General features: G+C 55.0%; 17 protein-coding genes and 1 other RNA gene. 3 read left to right on the top strand and 15 right to left on the bottom strand.

Going from position 1 to position 18,577, the window contains the following annotated elements:
* Nucleotides 1-31: 31 nt before the first annotated feature.
* The 13 genes from murC to rsmI form a co-directional block, all read right to left on the bottom strand.
* The gene (gene murC, locus O5O45_RS30780) at nucleotides 32-1,465 is read right to left on the bottom strand and encodes a UDP-N-acetylmuramate--L-alanine ligase (RefSeq protein ID WP_371747910.1); all 1,434 of its coding nucleotides are present in this window, start codon (nucleotides 1,463-1,465) and stop codon (nucleotides 32-34) included.
* Entirely contained in the window at nucleotides 1,458-2,540 is a 1,083-nt protein-coding gene (murG, locus tag O5O45_RS30775; RefSeq protein ID WP_305903062.1) for an undecaprenyldiphospho-muramoylpentapeptide beta-N-acetylglucosaminyltransferase, read from the bottom strand. The genes murC and murG overlap by 8 nt, the downstream gene beginning before the upstream one ends.
* The gene (gene ftsW, locus O5O45_RS30770; RefSeq protein ID WP_305903061.1) at nucleotides 2,537-3,730 is read right to left on the bottom strand and encodes a putative lipid II flippase FtsW; all 1,194 of its coding nucleotides are present in this window, start codon (nucleotides 3,728-3,730) and stop codon (nucleotides 2,537-2,539) included. Before ftsW ends, murG begins: the two co-directional genes overlap by 4 nt.
* Complete coding sequence (murD, locus tag O5O45_RS30765) at nucleotides 3,727-5,067, bottom strand: UDP-N-acetylmuramoyl-L-alanine--D-glutamate ligase (RefSeq protein ID WP_305903060.1); 1,341 nt, start codon at nucleotides 5,065-5,067, stop codon at nucleotides 3,727-3,729. Before murD ends, ftsW begins: the two co-directional genes overlap by 4 nt.
* Nucleotides 5,068-5,074: 7 nt before the next feature.
* Entirely contained in the window at nucleotides 5,075-6,157 is a 1,083-nt protein-coding gene (gene mraY, locus O5O45_RS30760; protein ID WP_305903059.1) for a phospho-N-acetylmuramoyl-pentapeptide-transferase, read from the bottom strand.
* 47 nt (nucleotides 6,158-6,204) lie between these two features.
* A complete protein-coding gene (locus O5O45_RS30755; protein ID WP_305903058.1) occupies nucleotides 6,205-7,536 on the bottom strand; it encodes a UDP-N-acetylmuramoyl-tripeptide--D-alanyl-D-alanine ligase in 1,332 nt (443 codons plus the stop codon).
* A gap of 31 nt (nucleotides 7,537-7,567) precedes the next feature.
* Nucleotides 7,568-9,085 carry a UDP-N-acetylmuramoyl-L-alanyl-D-glutamate--2,6-diaminopimelate ligase gene (locus O5O45_RS30750; RefSeq protein WP_305903057.1) on the bottom strand — a complete coding sequence of 506 codons (1,518 nt, stop codon included), beginning with the start codon at nucleotides 9,083-9,085 and terminating at the stop codon, nucleotides 7,568-7,570.
* A 1-nt stretch (nucleotide 9,086) separates the two neighbouring features.
* Nucleotides 9,087-10,859, bottom strand: a complete 1,773-nt coding sequence (locus tag O5O45_RS30745; RefSeq protein WP_305903056.1) for a peptidoglycan D,D-transpeptidase FtsI family protein — start codon at nucleotides 10,857-10,859, stop codon at nucleotides 9,087-9,089.
* Nucleotides 10,856-11,251 carry a cell division protein FtsL gene (gene ftsL, locus O5O45_RS30740; RefSeq protein ID WP_305903055.1) on the bottom strand — a complete coding sequence of 132 codons (396 nt, stop codon included), beginning with the start codon at nucleotides 11,249-11,251 and terminating at the stop codon, nucleotides 10,856-10,858. Before ftsL ends, O5O45_RS30745 begins: the two co-directional genes overlap by 4 nt.
* Nucleotides 11,251-12,180 carry a 16S rRNA (cytosine(1402)-N(4))-methyltransferase RsmH gene (rsmH, locus tag O5O45_RS30735; RefSeq protein WP_305903054.1) on the bottom strand — a complete coding sequence of 310 codons (930 nt, stop codon included), beginning with the start codon at nucleotides 12,178-12,180 and terminating at the stop codon, nucleotides 11,251-11,253. Before rsmH ends, ftsL begins: the two co-directional genes overlap by 1 nt.
* Nucleotides 12,181-12,184: 4 nt before the next feature.
* Nucleotides 12,185-12,640 carry a division/cell wall cluster transcriptional repressor MraZ gene (mraZ, locus tag O5O45_RS30730; RefSeq protein ID WP_041598950.1) on the bottom strand — a complete coding sequence of 152 codons (456 nt, stop codon included), beginning with the start codon at nucleotides 12,638-12,640 and terminating at the stop codon, nucleotides 12,185-12,187.
* A 385-nt stretch (nucleotides 12,641-13,025) separates the two neighbouring features.
* Nucleotides 13,026-13,391: RNase P RNA component class A (rnpB, locus tag O5O45_RS30725), an RNA gene on the bottom strand.
* A gap of 73 nt (nucleotides 13,392-13,464) precedes the next feature.
* Nucleotides 13,465-14,313 carry a 16S rRNA (cytidine(1402)-2'-O)-methyltransferase gene (rsmI, locus tag O5O45_RS30720; RefSeq protein ID WP_305903053.1) on the bottom strand — a complete coding sequence of 283 codons (849 nt, stop codon included), beginning with the start codon at nucleotides 14,311-14,313 and terminating at the stop codon, nucleotides 13,465-13,467.
* A 182-nt stretch (nucleotides 14,314-14,495) separates the two neighbouring features.
* On the opposite strand from rsmI, the gene O5O45_RS30715 reads away from it, so the two are divergent.
* Genes O5O45_RS30715 through O5O45_RS30705 form a run of 3 tightly spaced genes read left to right on the top strand, consistent with a single transcriptional unit; the run spans nucleotide 14,496 to nucleotide 17,369 of the window.
* On the top strand, nucleotides 14,496-16,352 hold the full coding sequence (locus O5O45_RS30715; protein ID WP_305903052.1) for a penicillin-binding protein activator: 1,857 nt from the start codon (nucleotides 14,496-14,498) through the stop codon (nucleotides 16,350-16,352).
* Nucleotides 16,352-16,726, top strand: coding sequence for a YraN family protein (locus tag O5O45_RS30710; protein ID WP_305903051.1), 375 nt, complete (start codon nucleotides 16,352-16,354; stop codon nucleotides 16,724-16,726). Before O5O45_RS30715 ends, O5O45_RS30710 begins: the two co-directional genes overlap by 1 nt.
* Nucleotides 16,727-16,775: 49 nt before the next feature.
* Nucleotides 16,776-17,369 (top strand): phosphoheptose isomerase, encoded by a 594-nt coding sequence (locus tag O5O45_RS30705; RefSeq protein WP_305903050.1) that lies wholly within the window; start codon nucleotides 16,776-16,778, stop codon nucleotides 17,367-17,369.
* Nucleotides 17,370-17,439: 70 nt separating this feature from the next.
* Here the strand turns inward: O5O45_RS30705 and O5O45_RS30700 are convergent, their stop codons facing one another.
* Nucleotides 17,440-17,862 carry a ClpXP protease specificity-enhancing factor gene (locus O5O45_RS30700; RefSeq protein ID WP_305903049.1) on the bottom strand — a complete coding sequence of 141 codons (423 nt, stop codon included), beginning with the start codon at nucleotides 17,860-17,862 and terminating at the stop codon, nucleotides 17,440-17,442.
* A 61-nt stretch (nucleotides 17,863-17,923) separates the two neighbouring features.
* The gene (locus tag O5O45_RS30695; RefSeq protein ID WP_305903048.1) at nucleotides 17,924-18,556 is read right to left on the bottom strand and encodes a glutathione S-transferase N-terminal domain-containing protein; all 633 of its coding nucleotides are present in this window, start codon (nucleotides 18,554-18,556) and stop codon (nucleotides 17,924-17,926) included.
* Nucleotides 18,557-18,577 lie beyond the last annotated feature (21 nt).

The following is an 18,577-nucleotide window of genomic DNA, read 5'->3' as shown; positions in this document are numbered from 1 at the left end:
GTTCACTCTTACTTTCTATCGACTATGGCTACTACTGCAGGCCGCCTTCAGCCAATACTCCGGCCACTGAGCCTATGTCTCCCGCGCCTTGGGTCAGCAGAAGATCGCCGTCCTGAAGAACGCCGCTCAACACCGCTTTTACATCCTGCCCGCGCTCGATAAATATCGGATCAAGCTGTCCACGCTGCCGGATACTGCGACAGAGACTGCGTCCATCCGCCCCGGGGATTTCTTTTTCTCCCGCGGGATATACGTCCATAAGCACCAGCACATCCACTTTGGACAATACCTGCACGAAGTCTTCATACAGGTCGCGAGTGCGCGTGTAGCGATGCGGCTGGAACACCGTCACCAAACGCTTATCCGGCCAACCGTCGCGAATCGCCTTGATAGTGGCGTCGACCTCTCTGGGATGATGACCATAGTCGTCAACCAGCATGACCGAGCCCTCCGCCACCGGATAATTTCCATAAACCTGGAAACGACGCCCCACGCCCTGAAATTTATTCAGTGCTGAGACTATCGCTTCGTCAGCAATACCTTCATCGGTGGCTACCGCGATCACCGCCAGTGCGTTCAACACATTGTGCTTGCCCGGCATGTTCAGGCTGATACGCAAATCGGGCTGTCCACCAGGGCGTTTCGCAGTAAAGGATGTCTGCATACCCTGCTGGGCAATATCCACAGCACGCACATCCGCCTTCTCGTTAAACCCGTAGGTGATGACGGAGCGGCCAACCCGGGGAATAATTTCACGCACGACCGGGTCGTCGTAACACATTACCGCCACGCCGTAGAAAGGCAGATTGTGTAAAAAATCAACGAAGGTCTGCTTCAGCTTCTCAAAGTCGCCGCCATAGGTATGCATATGGTCCGCATCTATGTTTGTCACCACTGACACCATCGGCGTCAGGTGCAAGAACGATGCGTCGCTTTCGTCCGCCTCGGCCACCAGATACCGGGATGCGCCCAGCTTGGCGTTGGTTCCAGCGCTGTTCAGGCGACCACCGATAACGAACGTTGGATCCAGACCCGCTTCACCTAAAACAGACGCCATCAAGCTCGTTGTCGTTGTCTTGCCGTGAGTGCCGGCGATGGCGACGCCATGTCGGTAACGCATCAACTCCGCCAGCATCTCTGCACGGGCGATAACCGGGATACGCTGCTCGTTAGCCGCCGTCACCTCCGGGTTATCTCTGGCCACTGCGCTGGAAGTCACCACCACATTGGCGCCGGCAATATTCTGCGCGGTATGGCCAAAGGTGATGCTCGCTCCCATATCGCTCAAACGTCTGGTCGTGGCGGACTCTTTCAAGTCAGAACCACTGATTTCATAACCTTGGTTCAGCAGCACTTCCGCAATGCCGCACATACCGGAACCACCAATGCCCACAAAGTGTATGCGTCTGATACGGCGCATTTCAGGCGGTCCCCAAACGGTATTCTTCATAGTTGTCTCAGTCATTGGCGCATGCCTCCCAACAATACTTGACCACTTCTCTGGTCGCTTCGGGCTTGGCCAACGTACGTGCGGCGTTCGCCATATCCAGCAGTTTTTGCGGCTGCCCAAGCAGGGAAGTCAAAGTTTCAGCCAATCTTTCCACCGTTAAATTGTCCTGTTGAAATATCATCGCCGCTCCCGCCTGCTCTAAATGCCGGGCGTTCGCGGTCTGGTGATCGTCCACCGCATGTGGGTACGGCGCCAGCAGCGCCCCCAGTCCCACAGTACAAAGCTCCGCGAGGGTCAACGCCCCCGCTCGACATAGAGCCAGATCAGCATTTGCGTACACGCTGGCCATGTCTTGTAAAAAGTCGTGGACTTCCGCCTCCACTCCCAAACTCGCATAGAGTTCACGACAAGCCTGATCCTTACCCTCACCCGCCTGATGAACGACTCGCGGGCGCAAAGCCTCGGGTAAAGCAGCAATAGCTTTGGGCGCGGCCTCGTTTAACGCCAGAGCGCCGCGACTGCCGCCCAGAATGAGCAGCGTCGGCTTTCTGAAGCCGACTCCCCTCTCCTGCGGTGAGGGCAACGCCGCCAATTCATCTCTGACCGGATTGCCCACGGTCACAACCGACTGCGCCTGAGCAAAGGTTTGCGGAAAAGCTTCCAATACATAACGCGCGCCGCGGGCCAGCCAACGGTTGGTCATCCCCGCAATCGCATTTTGCTCGTGAATCACCAGCGGCGTGCGAGTCAAACAGGCCACGATGCCGCCAGGTCCTGACGCGAAGCCCCCCATCCCCAGCACACAGTCGGGCTTTTCCTTGCGGAACACACCGAATGCCTGCCACAGGGCGCGCATCAGATTTACCGGGGCCATCAGCAACGCAGCGGCGCCTTTGCCCCGCAAGCCGCCAATAGTGATCAAACGCATGGGGATGTCAGTGCCGCCAATAATGCGCTCCTCCATTCCTCCACGTGCGCCCAGCCAGACGACATTCGCCCCCTGTTCGCGCAGCGCCAGCGCAGACGCCAACGCCGGGTATACATGCCCACCAGTGCCGCCCGCCATGACCAGAAAAGTCTTGCCGCTCATCGCTGCGCGTCTCCCCGGTTTTTCACTTTTGGCGACACGTCTTCATTCTGCTCTCCGCTCACCGCCTCGGAGCCAATGCGCAGCAAAATCGCCACGCACAGGCAGCTGATAATCAAACTACTGCCACCGTAGCTGATCAGAGGCAGCGTCAACCCTTTGGTCGGCAGGAGCCCTGTGTTCACGCCCAGGTTAATCAACGCCTGGCCGCCAAGCAGCAGCGTGACCCCATAACCGGTGTAGGCGTTAAACAGTTGGCCCGCACGTTCCGCCATCCGCGATACATGCATGCCGCGCCACAGCAACACACCGAATAGCACGATAATCAACAAGCTACCCAACAGCCCCAGCTCTTCCGCAATAATGGCGAAAACAAAGTCGGTGTGTGCCTCAGGTAGATAAAAAAGCTTTTGCACACTGTTACCCAGGCCTACGCCGCTCCACTCGCCACGCCCAAAAGCAATTAGCGCCTGAGTGAGCTGATAACCACTGTCAAACTGGTCCGCCCAGGGATCGGTATAAGCGGTCAGCCGCTTCAAGCGGTAAGGCTGCGATACCGCCAGTAGCGCCACGCTGCCCACGCAGAACATCAACAATGCGGCGAACCGACTTAACGCCACGCCGCTCAGAAAAATCATTCCAACAACCGCACACATGGTGACGACCAGTGCGCCAAAGTCCGGCTCCATAAGCAGCAGCAACGCCACCAGCGTCAGCACCAGCAATGGCTTGGCGAAGCCCCACCAGCTGCCTCGAACTTCGTCCAGACGACGCACCAGATAGCTGGCGGTATATATCGCCAGACACACCTTGGCGATTTCCGACGCCTGAATATTGATCACACCCAGGCCAATCCACCGGGTGCTGCCGTTGACAGTGCGCCCGATTCCTGGAATCAGCACCGCCACCAGGAAACCCAAGGCCACCACCAGCAATATCCAGCTTTGCTGGTGCCACCATTGCAGAGGCAACCGCAGAATCACGAAGCCAACTGCAACGCCAGCCAGCAGATATGACAAATGCCGCCACATGTAATATAAGGCCTGTCCATTGGCGTCGTCGGCGAAGTCAACCGACGCCGAAGTCACCATGATCAAACCAATGGCCGCCAACGCCAGAGCTGAGCCCAATAACGGCATATCCAACGTCATCGCCTGGGTGTTTTTGGAAGCGGTAAGCGTTAATGCGTTCATAACGCCCTCACCCATTGTTTGAACTGGTCGCCGCGGTCCTCATAGTTTTTGAACATGTCAAAACTGGCGCAGGCTGGAGACAGCAACACCAGATCGCCAGGCGCAGATTCTTCCGCCGCCAGTTTAACCGCCTCTTCCATCGTCTCAGCCGACAAAGCCATTGCGCCGCCAGCGAGAGCTTCTTTTAGTTTGGGGCCGTCCTCACCAACGATTATCAGCGTGGACACCCACTCTTTCACCGCCGGCGCCAAGGGAGCAAAATCCTGCCCTTTCCCTTGTCCACCACAAATCAGCACAATTCCGCCGCTCGTAACAGGACCCAATCCGGCCAATGCAGCTTGGGTCGCCCCCACGTTGGTGGCTTTGGAGTCATTGATATAGGCGACTCCGCCTTTGTCGGCCACCCACTCGCAACGATGGGTCAGCCCCGTAAATTCTCTCAACGCCTGCAGACAGGGCTCGCGCTCCAGACCAGCAGCGTCCGCCAGCGCCAAAGCCGCCAGCGCGTTACTCCAGTTGTGTTTGCCGCGAATGCGCATTTGCTCCACCGGCAACAGCTTCTCTGCGCCATACGCCAACCAAGCGCAGCCATCCTCTTCCAGCACGCCATACTGTCCCGGCTCTGGCTTCTTCAAGGTAAACCAAGTGACTTCCGCTTCCCGGCTCAGAGGCGGTTGCGCCAGCGCGTCATCACGATTCAGCACCTGACGGCGGCAGCCGTAAAAAACTCTCAGCTTGGCGAGGTGGTAAGCCATCATGTCCGCATAGCGGTCCATATGATCTTCCGACAAGTTCAGCACGGTCGCCGCCAGTGCCCCCAGGTGATCAGTCGTCTCCAGCTGGAAGCTGGACAGCTCCACCACATACAACTCCACCCCATCCGCCAGCAGATCCAGCACCGGCGTTCCGAGATTACCGCCCACGGCGACATTCACGCCGCAAGCCTTCGCCATTTCACCGACCAGTGTGGTCACTGTACTTTTGCCGTTGGAGCCGGTGATCGCCAGAATGGGCGCACTGGCTTCACGGCTGAATACGTCTACATCCCCACAGATCTTGACTTGCCCTTTGACGGCCTGAAGGTCTGGGTGACTCAATGGCACACCAGGGCTCAACCAGATTTCGTCGGCGCGCGCCAGCATGTCCTGATCCAGCCCGCCAGTCACTACCGGAGCATCCGGATTGATCGCATTAAGCTCCGCCAGCCCAGGAGGATTTTCGCGCGTATCCATCACGCAAAAGCCATAACCGCGCCGTGTCAGATAATCCGCGCAGGACAGCCCGGTCTTACCTAGCCCGATTACAGCGATATTACGGTCGCGCGCCAGAATCGACATGAACGAATTACCTGATCTTCAACGTCGCCAAACCAATCAGCACCAGCACTACGGTTATGACCCAAAACCGCACGATAACTCTCGGCTCCGGCCAGCCTTTGAGTTCAAAATGGTGGTGCAACGGAGCCATGCGGAAGATACGCCTTCCGGTCAGCTTGTATGACGCCACCTGTAGAATCACGGACACCGTCTCCATCACGAACACGCCGCCCATTACGAAAAACACCAGTTCCTGACGGACAATGACCGCCACCACGCCAAGCGCAGCGCCAAGCGCCAATGCGCCGACATCGCCCATGAATACCTGCGCCGGGTAGGTGTTGAACCAGAGAAAGCCCAGCCCTGCGCCAACCAATGCGCCCAGGAATATCACCAGCTCCCCGGTTCCCGGCAAATAAGGAATATGCAGATACTCCGCAAACTTCACGTGACCGGATAAATAAGCAAACACGGCCAGAGCGCCGCCCACCATGACGGTCGGCATAATCGCCAGCCCATCCAGACCATCAGTCAGGTTTACCGCATTACTGCCGCCCACGATCACAAAGTAGGTCAGCAACACAAACCCCACGCCAAGCGCCAAGGTGACGTCCTTAAAGAAGGGAACGATCAATGTCGTTTCCTGCGGTAATTGCGCGGTTTTGAATAACAGGACGGCCGCGCCAAAACCAAACACGGATTGCCAGAAGTACTTCCAGCGCGCCGGCAGACCTTTCGGGTTTCGCTCGACGACTTTGCGCCAGTCATCCACCCAGCCGATAGCGCCAAACAACAGGGTCACGCCCAGGGTGATCAGCACATAGCGATTGGTCAGGTCCGCCCACAGCAAGGTGCTCACTGCAATCGCCACCAAAATCAAAGCGCCGCCCATGGTAGGCGTGCCGGCTTTGCTGAAATGGCTCTCAGGGCCATCGTCTCTGACCGCTTGCCCGATCTGGTAATAGCTGAGCTTGCGAATCATCACCGGCCCCACCAGCAGAGAGATCAGCAGCGCCGTTAAGACGCCCAGGATCGCACGCAGCGTGAGGTACTGGAACACACTGAAAATGCTGAAATACTGCGCTAAAAAATCAGCTACCCAGACTAGCATTTAGCCCCGTCTCCCATCGCGTTTGATGAACGGACGTTCATACAATTTCATTTCTCCACAATCTGCTTCACAACGTTTTCCATCGCCGCGCTACGGGAACCTTTCACCAACACAGTGGTGTTAGAGTCCAAGCGCTCCCGCAACCATGCGGCGATGTCGTCATGAGTAGTAACAACCGGGGACGCATCCCCGAAGCCTTCACGATATTCCGCCGCCCAGCGGCCTATTCCCAATAACATATCTACGCCATTGTCCCTGGCGTATTGAGCAACCTCCCTGTGCGCTTCCTCTGCAACGGAACCTAGTTCTCCCATGTGCCCTAGCGCGACGATTCGACGCCCTGGATAGCGGGCCAGGACGTCAATCGCGGCCTTCATCGAAGTCGGGCTGGCATTGTATGTGTCATCAAGAATGACACTCCCGTTAATTCCCAGTAACTTGTTCATGCGGCCTTTAACTGGAACCGCCGACGCGAGCCCGTCGCGTACTTCATTCAAAGTCCACCCCAACGCCAGTGCGGCGGCCGCAGCCGCCAAAGCGTTGCGAACGTTGTGCGCGCCCGGCAAGGGCAAAGTCACATCAATGTCTCCTTCTGGCGCGCACAACCGAAACGTGGAGCCGTTCAGCTCCAGGTTCACGTTTTGCGCTCTCACCATCGCAGATTCATCCATACCAAAGCTGATAACTTTGCGCGCACCCGCCATTTCCACCCATGCAGAGAAATTGGCGTCATCTTTGTTCAGCACCGCCACGCCATCCTCAGGCAAGCCGCAAACGATCTCGCCCTTGGCTTTAACAATGCTCGCCAGATCACCAAACCCTTCAACATGCACCGCCGCGGCATTATTCAGAATCGCCACCTGCGGACGCGCAAGCGCCACCGTGTAGGCGATCTCTCCCACGGCACTGGCTCCCAGCTCAAACACCGCGCTTTTGTGTCCTTCAGTCAACTGCAGGAGGCTCAAAGGCACGCCAATGTGGTTGTTAAAGTTGCCCTGGGTCTTACATACGTCGCCGCGCTGGGACAATATAGAAGCCAACAGCTCTTTCACTGTTGTCTTGCCCGCGCTCCCAGTAACAGCCGCCACTGGCCCTTTAAAGCGATTACGATTCAGTGCGCCGAGTCGTCCCAGACCAGCCAAGCTGTCCGGCACGACAATCTGCGCCACACCCGCCGCCACTTTGCGTTGCGCCAGTATAGCGACAGCGCCCTGAGCGACAGCGGCGTCTATATACTCATGACCATCGAAGCGGTCGCCTTTCAGCGCGACAAACAAAGCGCCGGAGCAATCCGCCCGGGAGTCGGTCGTTACGCGAGTAAAAGCGACATTGTCGCCTTCAGCTACGCCGCCGACCGCTTTCGCTATGTCATCTGTCAACCAGTCTCCGATCATCGTCACTATCTCTTTTTCAAATTTCGCCGTTGGCGGAACTTCGCGCGCCAGCGACAGAGGCTAGACAGTCGCGGGCTATCTCTATGTCTGAGAACGGCATGCGCCGCCCTTGAATCTCCTGATAATCCTCATGCCCTTTGCCAGCCAGCAGAATCACATCCTCCTGGGCGGCATGCTCCACCGCGAAGCGGATAGCGTCATTTCGAGGACGCACCAATTGAAAGTGCGCGCCTTGGTCTGCGCCTTTCAATATCTGGGCGACGATACTTTCTGGATCCTCCCCGCGAGGATTGTCATCAGTCAGCACCACTTCATCCGCATACTGCGCAGCGACTGCGCCCATCAAAGGCCGCTTGCCTGGATCACGGTCGCCGCCACACCCAAACACACACCAAAGACGTCCGGCGCAGTGCCTCCGCGCGGCCTTCAGCGCAACTTCCAAAGCATCCGGCGTATGTGCGTAATCCACCACGACAGTCGGCGCCTTGTCTTCATGCAGCGGTTGCATACGTCCAGCCACTGGCGTCAATCGCGCCATCTGCTGACGCACAGCCTGCGGCTCCGCCTTCAACGCCGACATGGCCGCACATGCAGCCAACGCATTGGATAAATTAAACTCGCCAACCAGCGCCAGCCGCGCCGGTTCCCGCGTCGCGCCAAAATCAAGCTCGAAGCTCATTCCATCCGCGTCAAAATGTACGTCTTCCGCACACACATCCGCCGCGCTCAGATCTCGTTTTCCTACGCTGAACGTCAGCGTTTTCGGCCCTTTCAGCTCTTGCGCCCATCGCTCGCCGTAAGGGTCGTCCTGATTGAAAACTCTCCAGCGCACTGAACCCGACAAGAACAGCCGCTTTTTGGCTTCAGCGTACGCCTCAAGCGTGCCGTGGTAATCCAAATGATCCCGAGTGATGTTGGTCAGTACCGCCACATCAAAATTAACGCCCGCCACTCTATCCTGATCCAGCGCATGAGAGGACACTTCCATCGCCACCAGCTCAATGCCTTCATCGCGCAGCTCCGCCAGCACCCGGTGCAAAGACACCGCATCCGGCGTGGTATGCGTCGTTGCCTTCAGGCTGCCCGGACGACCGTAACCAAGCGTGCCGACTACTGCGGCTGACATTCCCAGCCCTTCCGCCAGTTGCGCGACGTAATGAGTGACGGAAGACTTGCCGTTAGTGCCGGTAACTCCCACCACTTTCATGCGATGCGTCGCCTGCCCGAAAAACCGGTGCGCGACAATCCCGACTACTGGCCGCACATTGTCGAGCTCAATAAAGACCACATCGCCTTTTTCATAAACGTGCTGACGCGTTCCCGGCAGCAGCACTGCACGAGCACCTCTGGCCAAAGCATCTTCCACATACTGAGCGCCGTTTGAACTGACGCCCTCAGCTGCGATAAACAAAGCGCCGCTGGTAACTTTTCTGCTGTCCAGTTGGATATCAGACAGCCAGCAATCCAAAGCGGCCGGCACTTCCGTGATCCCTTTCAACAGTTCCGCCAGTCGTTGTTGCGCGACACCTGGCATATCAGCCTCCATTCCTTTTGCTGTCGGAGCCGCTTGCTCCTGCGACCATAGGGATAGTCCGATCCGGCGCCACGTTCAGCAGGCGCAACGCATTAGCCACCACTCTGGCGAAAACCGGCGCAGAGACTTCTCCACCGTAATATTCCGAGCCCTGCGGTTCACTCATCACGATCGCCATCGCCAGTCTGGGCTTCTCAACCGGCGCCAAGCCTGCAAACACCGCGTTATAAGCGTCATCCGCATACCCATGCTCACCCACTTTGTGAGTAGTGCCTGTTTTCCCCGCCACACGATACTCGGCGACGTGCGCTCGGGTTCCAGTACCGCCTTTCAGCACCACTGTCTCCAGCATTTCCCTGATCTGCCTGGAAATGCCAGCCGGCATAACCTGTTGCGGAGCAACGCCTTGCTGCCCGCCCCTGATCAAACTTACTGGCATGCGCACGCCATCGGCTGCGATCGCCATATACGACTGCGCCAACTGCAGCGCAGTAACGGACAGCCCGTAACCATATGACAGCGTCGCCAGACGAATAGGCTGCCACTTGGTGAAGTTCGGCAATACACCTACCGCTTCCCCTGGAAACTCAATGCCGGACGACTGTCCAAAGCCGGCTTGGTAGAAGGTTTCAAAAACCGCTTCTCCGCCGACTTTCAGCGCCACCTTGCTGGTGCCGACGTTACTGGACTTGGTGATAATGGAAACCAGGTCCAGAGTGCCGTAGTCGCGAGCGTCGCGAATTGTCTGACCATTCAAACGCAGGAAACCCGGACTGGTGTTGATCCGGGTTTCTGCTGTAAAACTCCCTGTCTTAAGCGCCGCGGCTATCGACAAGGGTTTGACGGTAGACCCGGGCTCGAACAAATCCGTCACCGCCCGATTTCGCAACCCCGAGGGGTTCATACTGTCTCGATTGTTGGGGTTGAACGAGGGCTGATTCACCATCGCCAACACCTCTCCGGTCCTCACATCCAATATCACTAATGACCCGGATTTGGCGTGGTGCGCCTCAACCGCCGCCTTCAACTCCCGATACGCCATATACTGCAGACGCAAATCGATGCTGAGTTGCAAATCAGTACCGGACTGCGCGTCCTGCAGCAGGCTCAAATCTTTGATCACATACCCGCGGCGGTCTTTCAGCACTTTCTTGCTGCCATTAACGCCGCGCAAGTACTCGTCAAAAGCCAGCTCAACGCCTTCCTGGCCTTTCTCGTCGATATCCGTGATACCTACGATATGCGCCGCCACCTCCCCAGCAGGGTAATAGCGTTTGAATTCGCGCTTTGCGTACAACCCCTGCAGTTTCAGCTCCATCGCCAGTCGTCCGGTTTCTGGCGATAGTTGACGCTGTACGTATATGAACTCTTTGCTCTTATGACGGCGCAGTCGCTTCACCATCTCGTCGGATTGCATGCCAAGCAAATCCGCCAGCTTACGCCAGCCTTCATCATTCTCCTGCGCTTCTTGGGGGTTCGCCCACAATGTCACGACCGGCGCGCTGACCGCCAAAGGCTCGCCATTGCGATCCAGTATCTTGCCGCGGGTCGCCTGAATCGGCTCGACCCGAACGGTGCGCATATCGCCTTGCGAGCGCAGGAATTCATGATTAATCACCTGCAAATCAACGACGCGCCAGACCAGCACAATAAAACACGCAACCAGCATGATAGCCACGGCATAGTAACGCCAAAGCATAGCCGGAGCCGCTTGCCCGCTCTCGGCCTGCTCCATGGCCCCACGCCGAGCTGTCCGCCGGTCGTTGGCTTTCATCTCACAATCTCTATTTTGGTGGCGTCAGGCACATGCATACCGAAGCGCTGATCTGCAATCTGCTCCACTCGGCTATGAGCGCTCCAGGCGCTTTCTTCCAGCAATAGCTGGGTCCATTCACGCTCGTAGCGGTCTTTATCCCGCTGCAGCGTCTGCAGCTCAATAAACTGCTGCCGATTCAAGTGCACTGCATAAACCGTGGCGACGCCGGACACCACCAGAGTCGCCAGCAATGACAAAGTAATCAGCGCCCGCCCCTTGATCATGCTTGCAGCAAGGCGGCACGTCTCACCCCACCACTCCAATACGACAGGCAAAATCGGCTCACGAACCGTTTTGCTGCGTCTCGTCGTCAGTGGCGTAGCCTGACCTGTAGAACGAATCAAAATCATCAACATTTCTCCAATACACGCATTACGGCGCTGCGCGCCCGTACATTGGCTGCGACTTCAGTTTCGCCTGCGCGGATTTTCTTACCTACCAATTTGGCTTTGGGTGGCGCGTCATCCACCACCGGCAGCCATTTCGGGGTCTTGGGCCCTCGCACAATATCTCGCATGTACTGTTTGACCATGCGGTCTTCGAGAGAATGGAAGCTGATAACCGTCAAGCGTCCGCCCGGCTTAAGCACGCCGAACGCCTGCTCCAGCCCCTGGGCCAGATCGTCCAACTCCCTGTTGATGTATATCCTGATAGCCTGAAACGCGCGCGTCGCCGGATTCTTGCCTTTCTCCCAACGGGGGTTGGCCGCCGCGACGATTTCCGCCAGCTGCAAAGTCCGGGTAATGGGTTGAGTCTGACGCGCCGCCACAATGGCCTTCGCCATCCGACGCGCAAAACGCTCTTCACCCAAATCCCAAAGCACCTTGCTGATTTCTTCTTCTTTTGCGGTATTCACCCACTCGGAAGCAGACTGACCGCTGTCCGGGTCCATACGCATATCCAATGGCCCGTCCTGCATAAAGCTGAAGCCCCTTTCGGCTTCATCCAATTGCGGGGAGGAAACGCCCAGATCAAGCAGTACGCCGTCAACCCCAGGCCATTGCAGTTCAGAAACGAACGAAGCCATGTCAGCAAAGGAGCCTTGCCGGAATAGAAATCTGTCGTCGCCAGAAAACCTTTCCATCGCCGTCCGCCTCGCACGTGGATCTTTGTCGATACCCAGCAGCCGCCCTTGCGGCCCCAGCGCCTTCAATATCTCCGCACTGTGTCCGCCGCGCCCGAAGGTGCCGTCTATATAAAGCCCATCCGCCTTGACGCCCAGAGCCTCAACAGCCTCGGCCAATAAAACCGTTACGTGTCCGTATTGATTACTTTCCATAGTGTTAAAGCGCGATGTTCATCAGTTCTTCCGGGACATCCTGACCAAGCGCATCCTCATCCAGATATTCATCGCGCCGCTTCGTCCAATGATCTTCGTCCCACAACTCAAACTTCTTACCCTGACCCAATAGAATCAATTTCTTATCCAGATATGCGTATTCACGTAGCGGCTGGGACAACAACACGCGTCCCGCACCATCAATTTCAAGTTCAGTGGCGTGCCCCAACAAGAGCCGCTGGATGCGCCGAGTCGCCGGGTTGTACGCGGGAAGCGCAGCGATTTGGCTTTCAATCTGCTCCCACTCCGGCAGTGGATAAATCAGAAGGCAGCGTTCTTGTGTATCAATGGTCGCAATCATTTGGTTATTGCTTATTTCGGCAATACGATCCCGGTAACGCGTTGGCATGGCAAAGCGCCCCTTTGAATCCATGTTGATCGCATTGACCCCTCTAAACACTTATTTGCCCATCTCAGAAGGTTTTCGCCACAAAAAACCACAATCATCCACTTTTACCCACTTTTACACACTATAGAAAGCGGAAGGCAACATTTCAAGATGATTAAGTTACGGATGGGTCAATAATTTCCTCTTAAAAGACAAGTAGTTACAGAAAAAAAGGGGAAAAAATAGACAGATTTGAGACAAAAATAGCTTTGCAATCAAAGCGCTAGAGGAATTTCTTTAGATACAAGCTCGCATCTAAGAATATTTAGCTATAAAGACCACATTGGTAAATTAAACGAGGCATGTACACGCCCAATTACTGGCCGCACAGTTTCACTGTTAAGAGAAGTTAACCCTGAAACTCTCATACGCAAGAGATTCAGGGTTAAAAAGAGAAAAGAAGAGCTTGTCTGTAAGCCGGGTTCTGTCGTGGACAGTCATTCATCTGGGATGCATGTCGCCATGCACCTCTAGCGACCTACCCGGATCCAGCGTGGGCCACGCCATTGGATCCCTATTTGGTCTTGCTCCGAGTGGGGTTTTCCATCGCCATGGACTGTTACCAGCCATGCGGTGCGCTCTTACCGCACCATTTCAACCTTACCGTTCTGCCGAAGCAGACTTAGGCGGTATACTTTCTGTTGCACTTTCCGTCGACTCGCGCCGCCCAGGCGTTACCTGGCACTTTGCCCTGTGGAGCCCGGACTTTCCTCCATCCCGCGCCCAATAAAGGATGCGAAACAGCGACTGCCTAACAAGCTCTTGGCGGCAAGATTAGCGATTTCCCTCTTCCGACACAAGCTTTGCGCCAGCATGTCACTAAAGAAGTCGCAAAGTTACTCACCCTTTAACGCCAGCGCCTGCTGATAAAGCTCGTTTTTTCCCACTCCCGTCAGCGATGAAGCCAGCGCCGCCGCCTTTTTAACTGGCAACTCTTTGAGCAACGCCTGCAGCAGTTGTGACACTTTGATTTCCACGGAGTCGCCTTGTTCTTTGCGCTCCCCCTTCACCAATACGACAAACTCACCGCGCTGCTGATTTCCATCCGCCTGCATCCAGGCTTTAACCTCCTGAACGCAGCCCGCCTTTATCGTCTCAAAGGTTTTGGTCAGCTCTCTGGCGATTACCACTTCCCGGGCTCCCCCCATTACCGCTTCTAAATCCTCCATCATCGCCAAGATCCGGTGGGGAGACTCATAGAACACCATCGTCCGAGGCTCGTCAGCCAGTTCCTGCAAGCGCCCACGTCGTCCAGAGCCCTTGGCGGGCAGAAAACCTTCAAAAACAAATCGCTCACTAGGCATGCCGGAAGCGGACAAGGCCGCCACCAACGCACAGGCGCCGGGAACTGGCGTGACGGCGAAGCCCGCCTCTCTAGTCGCCCGCACCAAAGGAAAACCAGGGTCCGATATCAGCGGCGTCCCAGCATCAGATATCAAAGCGATAGACTTTCCCGTCGCCAGTTCTGCCAACAAACGCTCTGTTTTCGCCTCTTCATTGAACTGATGCAAAGAGGTCATTGGCGCATCAACGCCAAAATGACTCAATAACTTGCCGCTATGCCGAGTATCTTCCGCCGCAATCAAATCCACCGATTTTAATATGGCGATCGCTCTGGGAGTCATATCATCCAAATTGCCAATCGGGGTCGCCACTATGTATAAAACACCCTTTGCTTCGCTCATAATTCTTTCATCTTGTTAATAACTGAAATTTCCACCCCAACCTTGGCCTTTGCTAGAATGGCTGTTGCTTTTATATTTACACTCGGCTTCTCGCATATCGCCGCCATTATATAACCGCCGCGGCCGGCCTAAGTTAACCATAAATCCGGCCTGACTTATAACTATTGCTCTCTGGTAAGCGCATGCAGCGAAAACATAATTATCCATTTCACGTCCTGCTTTTAACATTATTCCTGTCTTTTTTAAGCGGCTGTGAGGGCTTACCCGTCAAAGGCGGCGACTCCAGCTCGCAAGGCGCAACGACTCAGGACGAAGCGGAGAGAGAACTCCAGCTTGCCCAAAATACGCTGCCGCCCGAGCAGGCTAATCACAAATTGAAAGCGCTGGACATTTACCTCGCTCGAGGCGACTACGCAAACGCACAAAAAGTAGTGGAATCTATCAACTCCACCACCCTGACGCTGCCTCAGATGGAACAGTATATTATCCTTGGCGCAACACTGGCCTTGGAGCAGAACCGGCCAGACCAAGCCCTTTCTTATTTCAACGCCGCCCCATCCGGCGCCTTCGCCAGCCGGCCAGTAGACATTCAACTTCGCGCCAATGAATTACACGCCAAAGCGCTTATGGCGACGGGTTCATCTCTGGACGCTGCGCAGCTTCTCATTTATGCATCAGGCCTTTATACCGGCGAAGAATACTGGCGAGTACTGGACGATGTTTGGAATGCATTACGCGCCACTCCCAGCCTGGAACTAAGCCACGCGCTGGAGACTGCACAAGACCATGACTGGCGGGGATGGCTTGAACTGATCACCGCCGTACGCCAAAACCAATTTAGTCTGGAAATGCAATTGGCGGCCCTGAAAAGCTGGCGCCAGCAATGGGCCGACCATCCCGCAGCGAAAAGACTCCCTGCCGAGCTCAAGATGCTGGCGGAGCTGCCTAATGAGCGCCCCAGCAAAATCGCACTGCTGGCGCCGCTAAGCGGCAATCTGGCAAAAGCAGGCGAAGCTATCCGTGACGGCTTTTTAGCGGCTTACTACCAGGACATCAACAGCAGCGAAAGCAACGGACAAGGCCCTGAAATTCAGATTATAGACTCAGGCTCTATCGAAAATATCGCCGACCTATACCTCTCTTTACAATTAGAAGGCTACGATCTGATTATCGGCCCTCTGGAGAAAGAAGCCGTCGCCCAACTCGCGGGCTTCCCTGAGCTTGATCCCCCTGTACTTGCATTGAACTACCTGGATGAAGGAGTCACCCCGCCTCCTGGCATGTACCAATACGGACTGGCCGCCGAAGACGAAGTGCGTCAGATAGCCAGAAAGCTAATGTCGGAAGGAAAGCGTGGCGTTGCAGTGATTTATCCTGACTCGCCATGGGCGATAAAACTCGCCAGTGTGCTGGACAGAGAATATGAAGCGGCCAACCTCCCTTTACCCATCCCATACAAATATGTCGAGGGCGAAAACTATTCGGACGGCATCGCCCACCTACTGCAGATCAATGCAAGCAAGCAAAGAGCCAGAAAACTGAAGTCAGTTGCAGGCAAATTTGAGTATGAGCCGCGTCGTCGACAGGATATTGATGCGATCATCATGATCTCTACACCTTATGTAGCCAGACAGCTAAAGCCCTTGCTACTGTTCCACTACGCCAGCGATCTGCCTGTCTACGCCACATCGCAGATATACGGCGGCGTCCCACAACCAGATAAAGATCACGACCTGAATGGCATTCATTTTACGGAAACGCCTTGGCTGCTGAGCCAGTCTTTACCTCTCAAACAAGATATTCGCTACGTCGCTGACACCACGCGCTATGAAAGACTGTATGCAATGGGCGCCGACGCTTACACTATCGCCCCGCGACTCAGCCTCATGCGCCAATTCCCAGACAGCCAGATACAAGGCACGACAGGCAATCTATTTATGAATGACGCCCAGCAAATTCGTCGCATACTGGAATGGGCGATATTTGAAAGAGGGGTGGCGAAAGCGGAATTAAACAGCCCTGAGCCAATCTCCCAATAATGCCCTTTAAGCGCCTGATCAAGTCTATTGATATTGGCCGCGCTGCAGAAAGCCAAGCGGAGAAATTCGCTCGCGCTCAAGGACTCACCATCGTTGAGCGCAATTTTCGTTGCAAAGGGGGAGAGATTGATCTTATCGCCAAGCACGGCGAACACTTGGTTTTTATTGAAGTTCGCCACCGCAGCAACGACAAGTTCGGCAGCGCTGCAGAGTCCATCACTCAAAAAAAGCAGCAACGCATTATCCTTGCCGCGAGCATATACCTTCAGAAGAAAGGTTTAACAAACACGCCATGTCGATTTGATGTTATCGTGGGAAACCTCAAATCAAATACCGGCTTTCAATGGATACCAGACGCATTTAGCTGCTGGTGACGCCACCTTTTCGCACCAACGTACACCACCGTTAATTCCGGATTTTTATATGAACAGTATTGAACGCATCATCCACCTCTTCGAAGAAAGCATTAAAGCGAAGCAAGTGTCCGCACAATCACTCCCCCCACTGATTGAGGCGGCAGGCCAGTTGATGGTTCATGCTCTTCTTAGCGACCACAAAATTCTCTCTTGCGGTAATGGCGGTTCAGCCGGAGATGCACAGCACTTCTCCTCGGAACTGCTGAACCGTTTTGAGCGAGAGCGCCCTAGCTTACCGGCAATCGCCCTGACGACTGACACCTCAACACTGACGTCCATCGCCAACGACTACAGCTACAACGAAGTGTTCTCCAAGCAGATACGCGCCCTAGGCCAAGAAGGCGACGTGCTTTTGGCCATTTCCACAAGCGGTAATTCAGCAAATGTGATTCAAGCAATTCAAGCAGCCCACGACAGGGGAATGAAAGTGGTCGCATTAACAGGAAAAGATGGTGGAAATATGGCCTCCTTGCTGCAGGCTGAAGATGTCGAAATCCGAGTTCCAATGACTTCTACTGCGCGCATCCAGGAAGTACATCTATTAACAATACATACCCTTTGCGACTACATCGACCGCGAGATTTTTGGCCCAATCGATTAACGCAACAAAAAAGCCGGATTCAAGGCTTTCACCTTGCGTCCGGCTCTTCAGATTCTAAAGCCCTAATCGTTTATTTGACGATCTTCAGGCTCGGTTTGGAACCTTCTCGCCCTCCACCTTTCGGGGGAGGCGCTGGAGGAGTCCCTGGCTTACCTTTATTGCTGGGCGGCTCAGGCGCTCCACCAGGCTCAGAGCCAAAGACCATACCCTGACCATTTTCCTTCGCGTATATAGCCAATACCGCCATTACCGGAACGGACACTTGACGCGGCACACCACCAAAACGGGCGCTAAATTCAAGATAATCATTACCTATACTCAAACCTCGTACGGCCTGCGGACTGATATTGAGCACGATTTGGCCATTGCTCACAAAGTCACGCGGCACTTCTACACCTTGAAGCGATGCATCCACTACCACATAAGGCGTGAGATGATTATCAAGAATCCACTCGTTCAGAGCTCGCAACAAATAGGGACGACTGGGAGTCATTGGTTTTGCCAATTCAATTTGAGCTTAAGGGGCCTTGTACAGACCCCTTCAGTTAGACGTATCAGCTAAACATTTCCTGTTCGATATCGGACAGGCTAGCTTTAAAGGACTCGCGCGAGAACAGGCGCTCCATGTACTTGATCAACGGCTTAGCCGGCTTTTCAGGAAGCTCAATCTTCATGAGCTTTAAACGCCATAACAGTGGAGCGACGCAGCAGTCTACAATTGTAAACTCCTCGCTCATAAAATACGGCTTTTCTGAAAAGATAGGGGCGGCGGCTATCAAGCTTTCACGAAGCTGTTTACGCGCCTCTTCAACCTCTGCAGTGTCAGTTTTACTTTGCAGAACAATATCCGCCAAGCTACACCAATCTTTTTGGATTCGGTACATCAACAACCGGCTCTGCGCTCGCGCAACCGGATATACCGGCAATAGAGGCGGATGAGGGAAACGCTCATCCAAATACTCCATCATGATGTTTGGTTCGTACAGCGACAGCTCACGATCCACCAAGGTTGGCAGCGTGTTATAAGGATTTAGGTCGGCAATTTCCGCAGGCTTATCATCAGGATCAACATCGATGATATCTACAGCCACCCCTTTCTCAGCCAAAACAATACGAACTCTATGACTGTAGTGGCTCTGCGGATCAGAAAAAAATGTCATTGATGACCGTTTGGTCACGACTCCCATAGAATTACCTCGGTCGCTTGC

It is taken from the genome of Hahella sp. HNIBRBA332, assembly GCF_030719035.1.
GTDB lineage: Bacteria > Pseudomonadota > Gammaproteobacteria > Pseudomonadales > Oleiphilaceae > Hahella.
Note: the sequence above shows the minus strand (reverse complement) of the source record. Positions and strands in the feature narration are given on the sequence as shown.

What these genes read in the sequence shown, in the direction of transcription:
- murC (WP_371747910.1), bottom strand. Translation starts at nt 1,465, where the DNA reads ATGACTGAGACAACTATGAAGAATACCGTTTGGGGACCGCCTGAAATG.
- murG (WP_305903062.1), bottom strand. Translation starts at nt 2,540, where the DNA reads ATGAGCGGCAAGACTTTTCTGGTCATGGCGGGCGGCACTGGTGGGCAT.
- ftsW (WP_305903061.1), bottom strand. Translation starts at nt 3,730, where the DNA reads ATGAACGCATTAACGCTTACCGCTTCCAAAAACACCCAGGCGATGACG.
- murD (WP_305903060.1), bottom strand. Translation starts at nt 5,067, where the DNA reads ATGTCGATTCTGGCGCGCGACCGTAATATCGCTGTAATCGGGCTAGGT.
- mraY (WP_305903059.1), bottom strand. Translation starts at nt 6,157, where the DNA reads ATGCTAGTCTGGGTAGCTGATTTTTTAGCGCAGTATTTCAGCATTTTC.
- O5O45_RS30750 (WP_305903057.1), bottom strand. Translation starts at nt 9,085, where the DNA reads ATGCCAGGTGTCGCGCAACAACGACTGGCGGAACTGTTGAAAGGGATC.
- O5O45_RS30745 (WP_305903056.1), bottom strand. Translation starts at nt 10,859, where the DNA reads ATGAAAGCCAACGACCGGCGGACAGCTCGGCGTGGGGCCATGGAGCAG.
- ftsL (WP_305903055.1), bottom strand. Translation starts at nt 11,251, where the DNA reads ATGATTTTGATTCGTTCTACAGGTCAGGCTACGCCACTGACGACGAGA.
- rsmH (WP_305903054.1), bottom strand. Translation starts at nt 12,180, where the DNA reads ATGGAAAGTAATCAATACGGACACGTAACGGTTTTATTGGCCGAGGCT.
- rsmI (WP_305903053.1), bottom strand. Translation starts at nt 14,313, where the DNA reads ATGAGCGAAGCAAAGGGTGTTTTATACATAGTGGCGACCCCGATTGGC.
- O5O45_RS30715 (WP_305903052.1), top strand. Translation starts at nt 14,496, where the DNA reads ATGCAGCGAAAACATAATTATCCATTTCACGTCCTGCTTTTAACATTA.
- O5O45_RS30710 (WP_305903051.1), top strand. Translation starts at nt 16,352, where the DNA reads ATGCCCTTTAAGCGCCTGATCAAGTCTATTGATATTGGCCGCGCTGCA.
- O5O45_RS30705 (WP_305903050.1), top strand. Translation starts at nt 16,776, where the DNA reads ATGAACAGTATTGAACGCATCATCCACCTCTTCGAAGAAAGCATTAAA.
- O5O45_RS30700 (WP_305903049.1), bottom strand. Translation starts at nt 17,862, where the DNA reads ATGACTCCCAGTCGTCCCTATTTGTTGCGAGCTCTGAACGAGTGGATT.
- O5O45_RS30695 (WP_305903048.1), bottom strand. Translation starts at nt 18,556, where the DNA reads ATGGGAGTCGTGACCAAACGGTCATCAATGACATTTTTTTCTGATCCG.